The sequence below is a fragment of the Dysosmobacter acutus genome, from assembly GCF_018919205.1.
Classification (GTDB): Bacteria; Bacillota; Clostridia; order Oscillospirales; family Oscillospiraceae; genus Oscillibacter; species Oscillibacter acutus.
This window is the reverse complement of sequence record NZ_JAHLQN010000001.1, coordinates 2268693-2283563: the sequence shown is the minus strand read 5'-3', so window position 1 is coordinate 2283563 and position 14871 is coordinate 2268693. Positions and strand designations below refer to the sequence as shown.

General features: G+C 55.6%; 13 protein-coding genes and 1 tRNA gene. 8 read left to right on the top strand and 6 right to left on the bottom strand.

Annotated elements, in window-relative coordinates; translation table 11 throughout:
- Nucleotides 1-7: 7 nt before the first annotated feature.
- The 3 genes from KQI82_RS10925 (at nucleotide 8) to KQI82_RS10915 (ending at nucleotide 1774) form a co-directional block, all read left to right on the top strand.
- Nucleotides 8-520, top strand: a complete 513-nt coding sequence (locus tag KQI82_RS10925) for a YqeG family HAD IIIA-type phosphatase (RefSeq protein WP_216632785.1) — start codon at nucleotides 8-10, stop codon at nucleotides 518-520.
- 204 nt (nucleotides 521-724) lie between these two features.
- Nucleotides 725-1294, top strand: a complete 570-nt coding sequence (gene efp, locus KQI82_RS10920) for an elongation factor P (RefSeq protein WP_187333795.1) — start codon at nucleotides 725-727, stop codon at nucleotides 1292-1294.
- An 84-nt stretch (nucleotides 1295-1378) separates the two neighbouring features.
- Entirely contained in the window at nucleotides 1379-1774 is a 396-nt protein-coding gene (locus KQI82_RS10915; protein ID WP_216632784.1) for a CD1247 N-terminal domain-containing protein, read from the top strand.
- Nucleotides 1775-1859: 85 nt separating this feature from the next.
- Here the strand turns inward: KQI82_RS10915 and KQI82_RS10910 are convergent, their stop codons facing one another.
- Nucleotides 1860-2591: a class I SAM-dependent methyltransferase gene (locus tag KQI82_RS10910; RefSeq protein WP_216632783.1), complete on the bottom strand. Its 732-nt coding sequence runs from the start codon at nucleotides 2589-2591 to the stop codon at nucleotides 1860-1862.
- On the bottom strand, nucleotides 2588-3439 hold the full coding sequence (locus KQI82_RS10905) for a BadF/BadG/BcrA/BcrD ATPase family protein (RefSeq protein ID WP_216632782.1): 852 nt from the start codon (nucleotides 3437-3439) through the stop codon (nucleotides 2588-2590). The genes KQI82_RS10910 and KQI82_RS10905 overlap by 4 nt, the downstream gene beginning before the upstream one ends.
- Nucleotides 3440-3631: 192 nt before the next feature.
- Here KQI82_RS10905 and KQI82_RS10900 point away from each other — a divergent pair, with 192 nt between their 5' ends.
- From KQI82_RS10900 to KQI82_RS10890, 3 genes are all read left to right on the top strand, one after another.
- Nucleotides 3632-5080 (top strand): nicotinate phosphoribosyltransferase, encoded by a 1449-nt coding sequence (locus KQI82_RS10900; protein ID WP_216632781.1) that lies wholly within the window; start codon nucleotides 3632-3634, stop codon nucleotides 5078-5080.
- Between the two features lie 249 nt (nucleotides 5081-5329).
- Nucleotides 5330-6904 carry a cardiolipin synthase gene (gene cls / locus KQI82_RS10895; RefSeq protein WP_338148973.1) on the top strand — a complete coding sequence of 525 codons (1575 nt, stop codon included), beginning with the start codon at nucleotides 5330-5332 and terminating at the stop codon, nucleotides 6902-6904.
- Nucleotides 6905-6919: 15 nt separating this feature from the next.
- Nucleotides 6920-7777 (top strand): tRNA lysidine(34) synthetase, encoded by an 858-nt coding sequence (locus tag KQI82_RS10890; RefSeq protein ID WP_216632780.1) that lies wholly within the window; start codon nucleotides 6920-6922, stop codon nucleotides 7775-7777.
- A 16-nt stretch (nucleotides 7778-7793) separates the two neighbouring features.
- Here the strand turns inward: KQI82_RS10890 and KQI82_RS10885 are convergent, their stop codons facing one another.
- The gene (locus KQI82_RS10885; RefSeq protein WP_216632779.1) at nucleotides 7794-7958 is read right to left on the bottom strand and encodes a hypothetical protein; all 165 of its coding nucleotides are present in this window, start codon (nucleotides 7956-7958) and stop codon (nucleotides 7794-7796) included.
- 152 nt (nucleotides 7959-8110) lie between these two features.
- Here KQI82_RS10885 and KQI82_RS10880 point away from each other — a divergent pair.
- A tRNA-Gln gene (locus KQI82_RS10880) sits at nucleotides 8111-8184 on the top strand.
- Between the two features lie 103 nt (nucleotides 8185-8287).
- Here the strand turns inward: KQI82_RS10880 and KQI82_RS10875 are convergent.
- The 3 genes from KQI82_RS10875 to KQI82_RS10865 form a co-directional block, all read right to left on the bottom strand.
- On the bottom strand, nucleotides 8288-9481 hold the full coding sequence (locus KQI82_RS10875) for a site-specific integrase (RefSeq protein WP_216632778.1): 1194 nt from the start codon (nucleotides 9479-9481) through the stop codon (nucleotides 8288-8290).
- Nucleotides 9482-9571: 90 nt separating this feature from the next.
- Entirely contained in the window at nucleotides 9572-9763 is a 192-nt protein-coding gene (locus KQI82_RS10870; RefSeq protein WP_216632777.1) for a helix-turn-helix domain-containing protein, read from the bottom strand.
- Complete coding sequence (locus KQI82_RS10865) at nucleotides 9753-10670, bottom strand: tyrosine-type recombinase/integrase (RefSeq protein ID WP_216632776.1); 918 nt, start codon at nucleotides 10668-10670, stop codon at nucleotides 9753-9755. Before KQI82_RS10865 ends, KQI82_RS10870 begins: the two co-directional genes overlap by 11 nt.
- A 2009-nt stretch (nucleotides 10671-12679) precedes the next feature.
- Here KQI82_RS10865 and KQI82_RS10860 point away from each other — a divergent pair.
- Entirely contained in the window at nucleotides 12680-14791 is a 2112-nt protein-coding gene (locus KQI82_RS10860) for a winged helix-turn-helix domain-containing protein (RefSeq protein ID WP_216632775.1), read from the top strand.
- The last annotated feature ends 80 nt before the right edge of the window (nucleotides 14792-14871 follow it).

Genomic DNA, 14871 nt, shown 5'->3' with positions numbered 1-14871 from the left:
GCGGAACATGAGTTTTTCCTTGGTGCCGGATGCGGTATTCAATCATTTTTCCCAGATCGCGCCGGATGAGCTGAAGCGGCGCGGGATCACGCTGCTGCTTTCTGACCTGGACTACACACTGGCGGCCAAATCCACCCGGCGGCCGGGGGAGGAGGTCAGACAGTGGATCGACGCCCTTCATGAGGCGGGGATCCAGTTGATGATCGTCTCCAACAACCGTTCCAGCCGACGGGTCGATGAATTCTGTGCCGAGTTGGGCGTGCCCTATCAGGGCCATGCCAGAAAGCCGTCGCCTCAGGGACTCAACGCCGCCATGGAACGGGCGGGAGCCTCCCGCGCATGTACCGCCATGTTGGGGGACAAGCTGTTGACGGATGTGCTGGCCGCCAAGCGGGCCGGTGTTCCCGCGCTGATGGTGGAGCCCGTGGGCGGGCCGGTGACGATGTGGCAGAGGGTAATCCATGCCATGCAGGAGCCCTTTAAGCGCCGCTGTCAGACCGATCTGCGCAGAGGCGGATAGGCCATCCGGATTGGGCTGAAAACCGGCGCGGAGGTCCCGGAACATTAAAATTGGAAAGATTTTTCGGCTTTTCCCACGGAAATACTTGCAATAGGCGTAGAATTGGGATAAAATATCATAGGCTATTTTTGCTTGCACTTTTTTGTAATAGAGAAAATAATCGCAGCAGGTTGTTTTCTCATATTCGTTTGAGGAGGAAAAAATATGGCAACAATTACTGCCGGCGATTTTAGAAATGGCGTCACCTTTGAGATGGACGGCAAGATCATGACCGTGGTGGAGTTCCAGCATGTGAAGCCCGGCAAGGGCGCGGCCTTTGTCCGTACCAAGATGAAGAATGTGGTGACCGGCGCGGTCACTGAGACTTCCTTCAACCCCACCGCAAAGTTTGAGCAGGCCTTTGTGGAGCGCAAGGACGCGGAGTACAGCTACAACGACGGCGACCTGTACTACTTCATGGACCCCGAGACCTTTGATATGGTTCCCTTGAACCGGGACGTCCTGGGCGATGCCTTCCGCTTTGTCAAGGAGAACACCGTCTGCAAGCTGCAGTCTTATAAGGGCAGCGTCTTCGGCGTGGAAGTGCCCAACTTTATGGACCTTGAAGTGACGGAGACAGAGCCCGGCTTTAAGGGCGACACCGCCACCAACGTGACCAAGCCCGCCACGTTGGAGACCGGCGCGGAGATCAAGGTGCCCCTGTTCATCAACGTGGGCGACAAGATCACCATCGATACCCGCACCGGCGAGTATATGTCCCGTTGCAAGGACTAATTTTGTTCGCTCCGGCGCGCTTGCCGGAAAGATAGCTATCCGGCGCGGAATCCTCTGCGCCACGGCTTTGAAAGGAGCTGCAACATGAATATTTCTGAAAAGGTTTCCTACCTGAAGGGTCTGGCCGAGGGCCTGGCGCTGGACGCGGAGTCCAAAGAGGGCAAGCTGATTTCCGTCATCATCGATATCCTGGACGACATTGCCCTGGAGATCGACGACATGCAGGAGGAGCAGTGCGACCTGGAGGATGGCCTGGACGCCGTCAGCGACGATCTGGCTGATCTGGAGAGCCTGGTCTATGAGGAAGAGGACGACGACGAAGACGAGGAGTGCTACGAGACCGTCTGCCCCAACTGCGAAGAGGCCATCTATTTTGACGACTCCATCCTGGAAGAGGGCGAGGTCATCTGCCCCAACTGCGGCGAAAAGTTAGAGTTTGATTTGAGCGATCTGGCCAACGAGGAGAAAGAGGAAGACTGAATCCTGAAAAGGCCCTGACCCAAGTGGTCAGGGCCTTTTTTTGGTTGGAGTAAAAGACCGCTCCCGAAAATCGGGAGCGGTCTTTTTACTGTTTTTGCGCTGAGACAAGAAGCATCATGGGCCGGCGCAGTTCATTCCGCATCCCGGGGAGCTCCAGCATCTCCTCCGGCGGCTGAGGCTCCACCACATGACGGAGCAGGAAGCCGCAGGACAAAAGGGACTCCAGACAGGAAGTCAGCGTCCGGTGGTATTTGGTGACCTTTTCCCCAAGAAAGACCGCTTTACGCGCCCCTTCTTCAAAGTAGCGATCCACCGGAAAGTGGAGGATTTCCCCATCAGGTCCGTAGTACCAGTCCTGAGAGCCGCAGGCGGTGAAAACAGGGTGCTCTGTTGAAAAGAGAAAGGCGCCACCCGGGATGAGCCAGCGATGGATGCGCTGCACCAGATCCGGAAAATCCGCCACATAGTGAAAGGCCAGCGAGCTGATCACCGCGTCGAAGCTCTCCGCGGGGAAGTCCAGGTCCTCCATGGCCGCCCGGCGGTAGGAAATCACGGGAGAGACGGATTTTTTTCGGGCCACCTCCAGCATCTTCTCTGAGAGATCAATGCCCAACACAGAGACGGCACCCTGATCCGCGGCATAGATGCAGTGCCAGCCATAGCCGCAGCCCAGGTCAAGGACCCGCTTACCGGAGAAGTCCGGCAGCAGCTTTTGCAGCGCGGGCCATTCGCCGGCGCCGCTGAGTCCCTGAGTGGAGCGGGACATCTGACTGTATTTTTCAAAAAAGAGAGGGTCGTCGTACTTGTTTTCTTTCATGAAGTCCCTTTCACTGCCGCGGTGGCGTCCATACTGCAAAGCCCGGCGCCGATGGCCGTGGCGAATGTGGCGTTCTCAGGGATGATATAGCGGATGTCGTAGAGGCGGTGAAAAATCTGGAAGGTGGGTTCCACCTGTGGAAGGGTGGTCATGGAGCCGGTCAGAACCACCGTGCGGGTGCCGCAGCCGGTGCAGGCCAACATGGACATGGTGCCGATGGCCTGAAGCACCAGATTCACCGCGCCTGCCGCCAAATCCGCCGGCGTGGCGTCCTCCGCCAGGTTTCCGAAGTTGGCCGCCGTCATATCCGGGTGAAGGGAGGACTCGGCATCCCGGGAGATATCCTGAATAGTCAGGTCCACTTTGCCCAAATCGCCGTCCTGGGCAAGCTTTTTGATCTGTCCAAAGCGCTCCATGCCAACTAACTTGTGGCACAGTCCGCCTAAGGTGCCGCCGCCGATACCGCTGCCGCCGATGTGGCGGATTTCTCCCGTTCGGTTGGCACAGATGAAGGCGGTGCCGGTGCCCATGGACACCACAAGGGCGGATTCCTGGCCGGACAGGGCCAGGGCGCCCAGTCCGCAGGCCGTAAACTCACTGACCACCTCGGTGGGGATGCCGTAGATATTGCCGTCCACATAGGAGGCGCCCACGCCGGTGAGGGCAATGTGGGACACGTCCTGAAGGTTCAGCCGGTTGCTCTTTAAGTAATTGCCCAACGCGCCATAGAGGGAGGTCAGCTGATCCTCCGCCCGCACACGGAGCATGGACAGTACAGTTCCATCCTGCCGGAGTCCCACGATCTTGGTGGTGGAGCCTCCGATGTCGATTCCCAAAATCACACTCATTCCGATTCCTTTCCGGGGTCTGCCCCATGGAAGAATTGTCCTCCCTAAGAATAGGCGACTTTACCAGCAAAGTCAATGCTTTTACATTTGACAAATTATTGGCAAAGAATGATTGATTTTGTGCAGAAAATGGACTATACTCTGAATGAAGCCCTGCAAAAGGGCAATACATGAGGAATCTGAGGGACTGAAATGAGAACCGATGAAAAGCTGAATATGACTATGCTCTGCGATTTTTACGAGCTGACCATGGGCAACGGGTATTTTCAAAACGGCTTAAAGGACCGCATCACCTATTTTGACGTATTTTTCCGCAATGTGCCCGATGGCGGCGGCTTTGCCATTGCCGCCGGGCTGGAGCAGTTGGTGGAGTACATCCAGGACCTTCATTTCTCCGAGGAGGACATCCAGTACCTCAGGGGAAAGAATCTCTTTTCCGAAGAGTTTTTGGAGTATCTGCGCAGCTTTAAGTTTACAGGAGACATCTACGCCGTGCCGGAGGGAACGCCGATCTTTCCCCAGGAGCCCATTGTCACCGTACGGGCGCCGGCCATTGAGGCTCAGCTCATTGAGACGTTTACCCTGCTGACCATCAACCACCAGAGCCTGATTGCCACCAAGGCCAACCGCATTGTCCGGGCCGCCCGGGGCCGCACAGTGCTGGAGTTCGGCTCCCGCAGAGCCCAGGGCGCGGACGGCGCTGTCACTGGCGCCAGGGCCGCCTACATCGGCGGCTGCGGCGGAACAGCCTGTACCATTTCCGACGAGCTGTTCGGCGTCCCCGCCGGCGGCACCATGGCCCATGCCTGGGTGCAGATGTTTGACAGCCAGTATGAGGCTTTCAAGACCTACTGCGAGATATATCCCCACAATGTGGTGCTGCTTGTGGATACCTATAACACCCTCAAGTCGGGTATCCCTGACGCCATCCGGGCCTTCAACGATGTGCTCAAGCCCATGGGGATCACCAAGTGCGGCATTCGCTTGGACTCCGGAGATATGGCCTATCTGACCCGGAGGGCCCGCCAGATGCTGGATGAGGCCGGATGGACGGAGTGCACCATTACCGTCTCCAACTCTCTTGACGAGTATCTGATTCAGGACCTGCTGCTTCAGGACGCCAAGATCGACCAGTTCGGCGTGGGCGAGCGGATGATCACCGCCCGCAGCGAGCCGGTGTTCGGCGGCGTTTACAAGCTTGCCGCCATTGAGGATGAGCAGGGGAACATCATCCCGAAGATCAAGGTCAGCGAGAACGTGGGGAAGATCACCAACCCCCATTTCAAAAAGACTTACCGGTTGTTCAACCGCTGTACCGGAAAGGCCATCGCCGACTATCTCTGCGTCCACGACGAAGTGGTGGACGACTCGAAGCCGCTGCTGCTCTTTGACCCCAACGCCACCTGGAAGAAGAAGACCGTGGTGAACTATGAGGCCCGCCCGCTTCAGGTACAGGTGTTCCGGAACGGGGAGCTGATCTACGACCTGCCTAAGCTGGAAGATGTCCGCGCTTACTGCGCCCAGCAGGTGGACACGCTTTGGGAGGAAGTGCGCCGGTTCGACAACCCGCACACCTTCTATGTGGACCTGTCTGCGCGCCTGTTCGGCATCAAGCAGAATCTGCTGCAGCAAAATGGATAATCAATCAGCCGCCCGTCTGGATTCCAGGCGGGCGGCTGTGCCTGTCAAAGGCGGAGGCAGGGCTGTCTGCTTCGTGGCTTGTGCGGGGAGAGTGGGTAAAAATTTGCCAAGGCGGACAGACTGAACCGGGACACATTTGTCGGAATGAAGGTTGCGCCTCGGCGGCATCCTATTATATAATAAAACAAACTGGTGGTATTTCCTGTTCCAGCACAGCGGCGAACTTGGGAAGAAGGGGGCGGATCCAGCGTGAAAAAAGCAGATGGAGTCGTAAAAAAAGGGAGCAAGAGGCAGCGGGTGGAGCGGCACATCTCCGCGGCGCTGCGGATTTTGATGGTCTGCCTCACGCTGCTGCTGCAAATCGCCGTGGTCCTGGGACTGGCTTTTGCCACCAGGCGGTACTCCACCGTGATCTACCTGATCATGGAGCTGATTGCCCTGGTCTGCGCGGTGGGGGTGCTGAACCGGGGAGGGAGTCCGTCCTATAAAATCAGCTGGATTTTACTGATCCTTGCTGTGCCGGTGGCAGGTATGATCCTCTATATTCTCTGGGGCGGTACCCACCAGGCAAAGCAGCTGAGCCTCAAATATGTGCCCCTGCCGGTGGAGCGCCAGAGCGCCCGCATGGAGAGCAGCAACAACATAGCCCGCCTTTCAAGAGCTCTTCCCACCTGGGAGCGGCTGGCCACCTATCTGGAAAAGAGAGGGTTTCTCCTCTACCGCAATACGGAGGTGCGCTACTTTCGGGAGGGCGCTGATTTCTTTGCGGATTTGATCACAACCATGGAGAAGGCCCAAAATTATATCTTTCTTGAATACTATATCCTGGCGGAGGGGAAGCTTTGGGACCGGATATTTGAAGTGCTCCGCCAGCGCTCTGCGGCAGGTGTGGAGATCAAGATCATCTTCGACGATTTTGGGAATATCACCCGCTTGTCCGACGCCATGCTCCAGCAGATCCAGGACGCGGGCATTCAGGTCCAGATTTTCAACCCGGTTCACAAATATGTGAACCGCCTGTATTTCAACTACCGGGACCACCGGAAGATCGCTGTCATCGACGGCTGGAGCGCCTATACCGGCGGACTGAACATTGCCGACGAATACGCCAACATCATCAACCGCCTGGGCCATTGGAAGGACACCGGGGTCTGCCTGAGGGGAGAGGGCGCGTGGGGCCTTACTTCCCAGTTTGTCCATATGTGGGAGATGTTAGGCGGCACACTGGACAATGAGCACGACTACTACCGTCCGGAATCCTCCGGACAGGGCGGCGGGTTTTGTCAGTGCCTCTGTGACGGACCCATGAATAACCCGGACAACCCCGCCGAGGAGACCTATCTTCAGCTGATCTCCAACGCCCGCCGCTTTCTCTATATGACCACGCCCTATCTGGCCATCGAGGAGTCCATGGTCAAGGCCCTGTGCATTGCCGGAGACGGAGGAGTGGATGTGCGGCTGATGGTTCCGGCCATTCCGGATCACAAGTTCACCTATCTGGTGGCGGAGACCTATTATGGCCAGCTGATGGCCCACGGGGTGAAGATATACAAATACTCACCTGGCTTTCTCCACTCTAAGACCGTGATGGTGGACCGGGAGGTGGCACTGGTGGGGTCCATCAACATGGATTACCGCAGCTTCCAGCTCCACTATGAGTGCGGCGTTCTGCTCTATGACGTACCGGCGGTGGAGGAGATTTTTGAGGATATGGACAACATCGTTCAGGTCAGCGCCCGGTATACCCAGGACGACTGGAACAAGCGCCCCTGGTACCGCAAGGCGATGGAGACGGTGCTGAAACTGTTTGCCATCTGGATGTAAAAGAGGAGGAAGGCCATGGCCCGGGAACTGACGGCGGCGGAGACCGCCCAGCGGAGCATCATCAAGAAATACAGACGGGTGCTGTGGAACCCCTTTATCGCGGCGGTCAAGCGCTACGAGCTCATTTCTCCGGGCGACCGGATCGCCGTGTGCATCTCCGGCGGCAAGGACTCCATGCTGCTGGCAAAGCTGATGCAGGAGCTGCAAAACCATACGGTTGCGCCTTTTGAGCTGGTTTTTCTGGTGATGGACCCGGGCTATCGGAGAGAGAACCGGGAGCAGATCGAATCCAACGCCAAGCTGCTGGATATCCCTGTCACCATTTTTGAAAGCGATATTTTTGACGTGACCGCCGCGGTGGAGAAAAATCCATGCTATCTCTGTGCCAGGATGCGCCGCGGGACGCTCTACAGCCGGGCCAGAGAGTTGGGCTGCAACAAGATCGCCCTGGGCCATCACTTCAACGACGTGATCGAAACCACGCTGATGGGGCTGCTGTATGGCTCCCAGATTCAGGCCATGCTGCCAAAACTCCACAGCAGGAACTTTCCGGGAATGGAGCTGATCCGGCCGCTGTACTGCGTCCATGAGGAGGACATCATTGCCTGGAAAAACTACAACCATCTAACGTTCATCCAGTGCGCCTGCCGACTGACCGAGAATCGGACCGTGGGGGAGGACGGCGCCAGCAATTCCAAGCGCCAGGAGATGAAGGAGATGATTTACCGTCTGCGTAAAATCAACCCCAACGTGGAAAAGAGCATTTTTCAGGCCATCCACGGTGTGCAGCTTGACACCATGGTGGGATATAAGACCGGCGGGGTGCTCCATTCCTTCCTGGACGAGTATGAAAAGAAGGGACAGCCTCAATAAGGCCGTCCCTTCTTTCTTACATGATGTGCTCTTCACAGAAGTTGTCCAGAACGCGAAAGCCCATCTCTCCGCGGTCCGCCACAGGATACAGGGCAATGCTGACGCTGTCAAAGGCCGGGCACAGCCGTTCTTCCGGGTCAAGGCGCAGAGCGGGCAGGTCCTTTGGACGGTGGTTTTTCATTTGCAATCACCCCGAAATTAGCCTTTGCCGCATCCTGTCGGTTATGCCGGGAGATCCATGGAACCGTGGAAAAAATTTGGGAACTGCGGGCAATTTTCTATTGACAAATTTGAGATAAGGAGTATAATATAACCTGTTCACGGCTTGAACACAGCGGGTTTGTGTAATGGTAGCACACCGGACTCTGACTCCGTTTGTGAGGGTTCGAATCCTTCACCCGCTGCCATAAAAAGTCCTGAAATCCCAAGGGTTTCAGGGCTTTTTTCTGCGTTTTGACCCTTACTTTGACCCTTACGAGATTTTACAATCTTTTGGAGCCAGCGCAAAAGCTAACGAAGTCCCTCAATATACCGCTGCATCCGGTTGGCACTATCCTCTTTCATACGTTCCGAAACATGACCATAGACATCCAGCGTGAAGGCCGCTGTCGCATGTCCCAGATTTCCCTGCACCGTTTTGACATCATCTCCGTTTTGGAGCGACAGGACGGCGTAGGTATGACGAAGATCATGCACCCTGGCGTTGGGAGCGCCGACAGATATCGCCAGCTTCTTGAAGTGATTGTATACGGTCTGGGGATGCAGATGTCCGCCGAACTCATTGGTGAATACAAGAGCGGTCCGCCGCTCTTTTTCATTTTTCCACCCCTGCCATTCCGGGCCGCATTTCAGGCGCCACTCTTTCTGACGCTGTTCCCACTCTTTCAGCAGATCCAGCACATAGGGAGCCGGCGCGACAACACGCACCTTATCGTTTTTCAAGGAGGCAAAAACGAATCCGCCATCAGCAATCGGGCGCTTTTGCAGCTGTTTGTCAATGGTCAGCCGCCGCTTGGTGAAATCCACACAGTCCCAGGTCAGGCCTAACGCCTCACCGAGCCGGAGCCCTGTAAATACCACAACTTTGAACAGTGTCCCGAAGCCATCGTCACCTGCGGCGCAGATCATCTTCTGTACTTCTTCATCTGTCAGCGGCTTGATGATCTTCTTCTCTACCCGTGGCAGGATCACCGGCTCTGCGGGATTGCGGCGGATATACTCCAGCTGCACAGCCACGGCCAGACACTTGCGCAGGACACCGTGTACGTTGCGTACGCTTTTGGGCGTCAGGGGCTTCTCTTTCCCGGTTCCCCGCAGCAATGCGTTATCAAACGCCTGGATGATGTGTGGATTCAGCTGAGATAGTGGATAATGCCCCAGAGCCGGGAGAATGTGGGATTTTACCTGAGCCTTGTAGTGCTTGATGGTGGACCATTTTTTATCGCCCATATATTCCGCCAGCCAAATGGTCATCCATTCTTCCAGCGTCATCTGACAGGGTTCTATATAGGTCCCTTCATCGATCTCAACCGTGACCTGCGCGAGCTTTTCCCGGACCTCTTTCTGCGTCTTTCCATAAATTGATTTTTGCTTCTGCTTTCCGTTGACGGGATCGAAGCCGATTGTAAATCGTGCTTCCCACCGACCATCAGAACGCTTGCGGATGGTCCCTGCTCCCTGCGCATTTTTCTTATTGCGCTTCATAATACTCCTTTCCGAGCGTGGGCCAGTCCACCGTGTTTAGGGTGCTTCTATTGTACTCCAAACACTGGGACTGGTCAATTTTTCTCTCGCTTAACGCTGAGCTAAGTAGTCCTGTATAGCATCTTTGGGGATACGCAGCTGACGCCCGATGCGAATGCTGCGGATCTTTCCGGAACGCACCAACTCATAAGCCGTATTCCGCCCAATGCCGAGAATGGGCATCAGGTCCTCTACCCGGAGGGTCAGAGGGAGTTCCTCGAAAGAGTGGTAATTACTGCTCATGCTTGTCACTCTTTCTCACGGAGGCCAGATAGATATTAGTCACATCCGGCCGCTCATGGCCCAGCAGGCGGGAGACTTCAAAATGGGCGTCCAGAGGGCCCTTGCCGCTGTCGACCAGCTCCTGGTACTTCTCCGCCGCATAGGTATGGCGAAGTCCGTGGAAGGTCATAGGACGGTCGGAATCCACATCCCGCACTTCATCCCGGTGCCGCATGATGAAGAATTGCAGATGGTTGATAGCCCGATCCGTGGGCATGTCATCGGGCACCAGCAGCTTATGTCCCCGTGGCGTGCGCTCCAACTGCTTCCGCATGGCAATGGCAATCTGCTCATTGATGGGGACAGTCCGCACTTTGCCGCCCTTGCCCTTGATGGTGATGGCGTTCTCCCGAAGCGCCCGCTCTGCCGTGGCGGTGTCGATGCGGAAGCACTCGTGGATACGCAGGCCAGCATACCGGGCCAGGTAAAGTGCAAGGATGAAGTCATAGCGGTCAATCGCCAATGCCTTGCCCAGCATCTTGTTGAACTCCGTCATGCTCCAGGTGCGGTCATCCTGTCCGAACCTGCGGCGTTCCAGTGTGATGCCCAACTCGTCGTTGGAAGGCAGAGTGTACTTGTGATCCATTTTGTCATGGAAAAACCGAATGGCTGCCAGATCCGTTTTGATGGTACTGGCCGATTTACCGGTATCCTGCAGATAGATCACATAACTGACCAGATGCTTGCCGCTGATGTTGGACAGCTTCTGCAGATGATACACATCGGCCAAGTAGGCACAGAATCGCTTCATGGCCTCATAATAACGCCGCTTCGTATGAAAGCTGCCTTGGCGATTGTGGCGGAAAATACGATCCAACTGTGCAACTAGTGTCTCATAAATGCCGACTTGTTGAATTTTGATCCTCATATGAAAAGGTTCCTCCTGTGTTCTGAAGTGCCCAATGGACGCAGTACACCCGTTGGCACAAACACCCCGTTTCTGGATGATCTCCGCAGAAACAGAAAGCGATCACTCGAAGAAACCTTGCTGTATCAGCACTTAGGAACTCTGTTCCGTTCTCTGTCTCTGTTTATGAAATTGGCTGTTTAGTATCAATGCCGCGTAGGGATGGAAGTTCCCTGCCTGGTGAGACTGCGGCGAACACGACCGTTGGGAACGGCTGCAGCATACATGCCGCTGGTGTTCTTCGACCTTTCGGTGCAGGTCTGATTTGCTGAGAGAGCTTTGCATAACCGGCCGGACACTCTGACTGTCCGGATACAAAGCCCAGCAGCTGGCACTGCTGGATGGCGAACCAAAAGGACCTCACACTTTGCCAGAAGCGGGAGTGACCGGCAGTCCAGACCGGTCTGAAATCATTTCCTCTGGTAATAAAAAGCTTCAACATACAAAAACCTCCTCGCCCGCAGCGGTCTAGGGAGACAAGTCCTGAACCGGAACCGGGCTTTCTTCATCTAAAAATGGATACAAAAAGGCCTGAAAACGGCTTTCGCCCTTTTCAGACCTCTAGTAAGCAATATTCATCCTAAAACCGGGACTGCACAATTATCCAAAACAGTGCTTTCCCCAATACCTACAAACCCTGCAAAAGCAGGTAAATCCCAAACCGATCATATTCCCGCAACATTCCTGCGCACGAGCATGCGAGCAGGCACCGAAGTTCCATGGGTGCAAAGCCACAAAAACCATCAGACAGGCGAAAACAGATCCCAATACCCCTGAGGGGCAATCAAAGCTGCACAATCGTGCAGAGCCATAGCGACCACATTCAGGGTCACTTCACAACTTAGCAATCTCCACTTGCCGGGAGTGGGCACATCTAATAAAAACAAGATTATATTAGCACAAGATGTCGCATATGTCAAATTTCTGAGAGTTTATCTGGTGTTGTTTCGTGTTAATCTGTGCCTAATTTGAAATTATTTTTGGCATTTTATAAAGAGAGATACGCATAACGTTTTCGTTCGAGAACGCAAGCGCATTCCTGACAAAAGCCGTTCAACCTGCGGGGATGCTCCGCATCCTCAGCTCACTGCATAACAAGGCCCGTTCCGGGGAAGCTCATTGAATCAATACGCCATCAGTTTACCATGAGACAAACGGATTGGCTATCATACCAAAATCTATGTGGCGTTTGTGCGGAAGCCCCATTCGTTACGCATAACGTAGTCGATCGTCAACATATCTTTTTGTTTACGTTATGCGTAGTCGTAATGTAATAGTTCCGGTTCCTGCGTTCTCGATCGTCTACGTTATACGTTGACCATCCACTCCTGTGAATCTGGCAACAGTCAGACTCCCCCTTATCACTGTCCGGTATAAGCTTGTAAATTGCGATAGTTGCAGAAACCCAACGGCGCAAGTAAAACACCCCAAATATGGAAAATATTTTGCGTTTTTCGCGTCCCACAGAGAATCAGAAAGAAACAATCCCGGAATCCATTGCAGCGCAATGGGGTCCGGGGTATTTTTACATCATTTTTTGAAAGTGAGTTGCCTTGATCTTCTATAGGGAAATAGACTGCCAGAGTATAGTAAGCGTTAGCGGGTTGTCAATTTTATGGTCTTCCGAGCTAGCTGCTTTCAGAGAATCTTTCACCTGTCCATCAGTAAGCGGATGAATATCTTTTTTCTCTACCCCTGGCAATATTACACATTCCGCCGGGTTACTGTGAAATATACGTCCTCACGAATCCAGAACTTCGGTAGAGCCATCTTTAGCGTTCGATGTACTTCATTATCAATTTCCTCTATCTGGTTACCGCAAACCTTACAGCCAGGGCCTTTCTGCGGTTTTCGCAAAGTGGGTCCCGCTTTGCAGGTTTGCCGCTTTCTTGTGTATGGTTTTCAATCTCTTGCAATTCAAGGCATTTCCCAGTATAATGACAAGTATGTAATGAGCGAGGTGCCTCGCAATGCCTGTCAAGCTGAATACAACGTATATCTCCAGTGCGCTGGCCGATAAGCTGTCCCACATTTCCGAATATCCGGTCACTTCCATCGTGGCCCCGATTGGATACGGGAAAAGCAGAGCCATCCGCTGGTGGGCAGATCATTGCCAAAAGAAGAAATCGGATGCTCTGATCCTGCGGCAGACCATCGTCACGGACTCCCTGGCGGATTTCTGGCGAGGCTTTTGCCGGAACCTCCGGGAATGGCCGGAACTGGAAAAGGATATGTCTGCTCTTGGATTTCCCGCAGATCCACAGGCGCGGCAGCTGATGATGGAATTGCTGACCGATGCTCTGGCCGGGAAGTCCCACGATATTTTTTACATCATTGATGACCTGCACTTTCTGCCGAATCCCGCGTTTACATCTCTAATCCTGTTTTTAAACGATCACCTGCCGGAGCGGACCCACATTATTCTGCTTTCCCGCAACGTGATCTTTGACCGGGCGGCACAGATGAAGCTGGGGCCCCGCCTGTGGGAACTGAATGTGGACGATTTGCGGCTCGGAGAAACGGACGTCCGGGAATATGCACGCCGGAGCGGCCAGCTTCTGAACATCCGGGATGTGAATATGCTGGCCAGCAGTACCGAGGGCTGGTTCTCCATGGTCTATCTGAAGCTGCGGGCCTATACGCAGACCGGAAAATGGCCGGAAAACACCACAAATATCTATCCGCTCATAGACGAGGTGCTGTTTCGTCCCCTGACGGCCCGTCAACGGGAATTTCTGGTTCGGCTGGGTGTGCCGGATGATTTCACGATGGAAGAGGCAGAGTTCCTGTGGCCGGAAGATGACACTGCGGCGCTGCTGAGCCAGCTGACAGAACAAAATGCCTTTATCACCTGTACCGACGGTGTGTATCGCTATCACAATATGCTGCGCTCCTGCGCCCGGAAGAAGTACGCACTGCTGCCGGAGGCGGAGCAAAACGCCACGCTTGCCCGCCTGGGAGCGTGGTATGAGCGGACGGGAGAGTGCTGTCTTGCCGCAGAGTGTTATGAAAAGGCCGGCAGGTGGGATGATCTCCTGCGGACAGTGGGACAGGACCGGGGTCTGAGCTTCGGCCCCGAGCGGCTACCGCTGATGCGCCGCTGGATGGCCAATTGCCCGGAGGAATGTCAGCTGCGCCATCCGCGGGCGCTTCTGGTATTCATGCTGCTGCTCTTTTACGGCCGGGACATCCCGGAAATGCGGCGGTATCACGCACTGTTTCAGCGCAGCATGGCCCTTTGCACCGACCTTTCCCGGCGGGAGCGGGATCAGCTGGAGGGAGAGGCCCTGCTGCGCCTGTCTTTCCTGTGCTTCAACGACATTTCCGCCATGAGCGCCTATCACCGGCAGATCCGCGCCCTGATCCCTGCGGACCGCAACCCATGGACGCAGGGCTCACCTTCCGTTTTGATGCTCTATCACAGCAAGAGCGGCGGCCTTGACCGGGAGAATGCCGAGATGCGGGAATGCATGCCTATTTACAGCCGCGTTGCCAGCGGACATGGCAGCGGCGCGGCGACCATCATGCAGGCCGAAACGGAATTTATGCGGGGGAACCTGACCGACGCCGATATTCTCTGCCGCCAGGCGGAGGAACAGGCGCTGGAGGCGGGAGAATACAGCATTTATACGGCCGCCGCCGTTCTCTCCGCCCGGCTGGCGCTGTATGACCAGCCGCTCCGGGGCGGCTTTCCGAGCCTGGACCGGGCGGCGGACACCCTGCGCCGCGCCCATCAGTACCGTTTGCTGACCACCGTGGAACTGGGCCGGGGATGGCTCAGCGCCCTGCTGGGGCAGACGGAGCAGCTTCCCGCGTGGCTGACGGCGGAAGGCGCCAGCATGGCACAGGTGTTCCCGCTGATCGAGCCGGTCTTTCAGGTGATCGTGGGCCGCGTGCTGCTGGCGCAGAGCCAGTGGGCCCAGGCAGCGGCCCGGACGCCCCGGCTGCTCCGAGCCAGCGCCGATGCCCGGTTCGCCCTGTGCGGCATGTATGCCCATCTGCAAAACGCCGTGGCGCTGATGCATCTCGGAAAGGAAACGGCCACACTGCAAGCGCTTCAGGAGGCCTGGTCCCTGGCGTAGCCGGACGGCATCCTGCTGCCTTTCGCCGAGAGCGATCCCTGTCTGGACCGGCTTCTGGACGAGCTGGCAGAGGGGGAAGT

Bases quoted from the DNA above. Each gene is read 5' to 3' on its own strand.
- KQI82_RS10890 (WP_216632780.1), top strand. From the start codon at position 6,920: ATGGCCCGGGAACTGACGGCGGCGGAGACCGCCCAGCGGAGCATCATC.
- KQI82_RS10875 (WP_216632778.1), bottom strand. From the start codon at position 9,481: ATGAAGCGCAATAAGAAAAATGCGCAGGGAGCAGGGACCATCCGCAAG.
- KQI82_RS10870 (WP_216632777.1), bottom strand. From the start codon at position 9,763: ATGAGCAGTAATTACCACTCTTTCGAGGAACTCCCTCTGACCCTCCGG.
- KQI82_RS10915 (WP_216632784.1), top strand. From the start codon at position 1,379: ATGAATATTTCTGAAAAGGTTTCCTACCTGAAGGGTCTGGCCGAGGGC.
- KQI82_RS10885 (WP_216632779.1), bottom strand. From the start codon at position 7,958: ATGAAAAACCACCGTCCAAAGGACCTGCCCGCTCTGCGCCTTGACCCG.
- KQI82_RS10865 (WP_216632776.1), bottom strand. From the start codon at position 10,670: ATGAGGATCAAAATTCAACAAGTCGGCATTTATGAGACACTAGTTGCA.
- efp (WP_187333795.1), top strand. From the start codon at position 725: ATGGCAACAATTACTGCCGGCGATTTTAGAAATGGCGTCACCTTTGAG.
- KQI82_RS10905 (WP_216632782.1), bottom strand. From the start codon at position 3,439: ATGAGTGTGATTTTGGGAATCGACATCGGAGGCTCCACCACCAAGATC.
- KQI82_RS10925 (WP_216632785.1), top strand. From the start codon at position 8: ATGAGTTTTTCCTTGGTGCCGGATGCGGTATTCAATCATTTTTCCCAG.
- KQI82_RS10860 (WP_216632775.1), top strand. From the start codon at position 12,680: ATGCCTGTCAAGCTGAATACAACGTATATCTCCAGTGCGCTGGCCGAT.
- KQI82_RS10910 (WP_216632783.1), bottom strand. From the start codon at position 2,591: ATGAAAGAAAACAAGTACGACGACCCTCTCTTTTTTGAAAAATACAGT.
- KQI82_RS10900 (WP_216632781.1), top strand. From the start codon at position 3,632: ATGAGAACCGATGAAAAGCTGAATATGACTATGCTCTGCGATTTTTAC.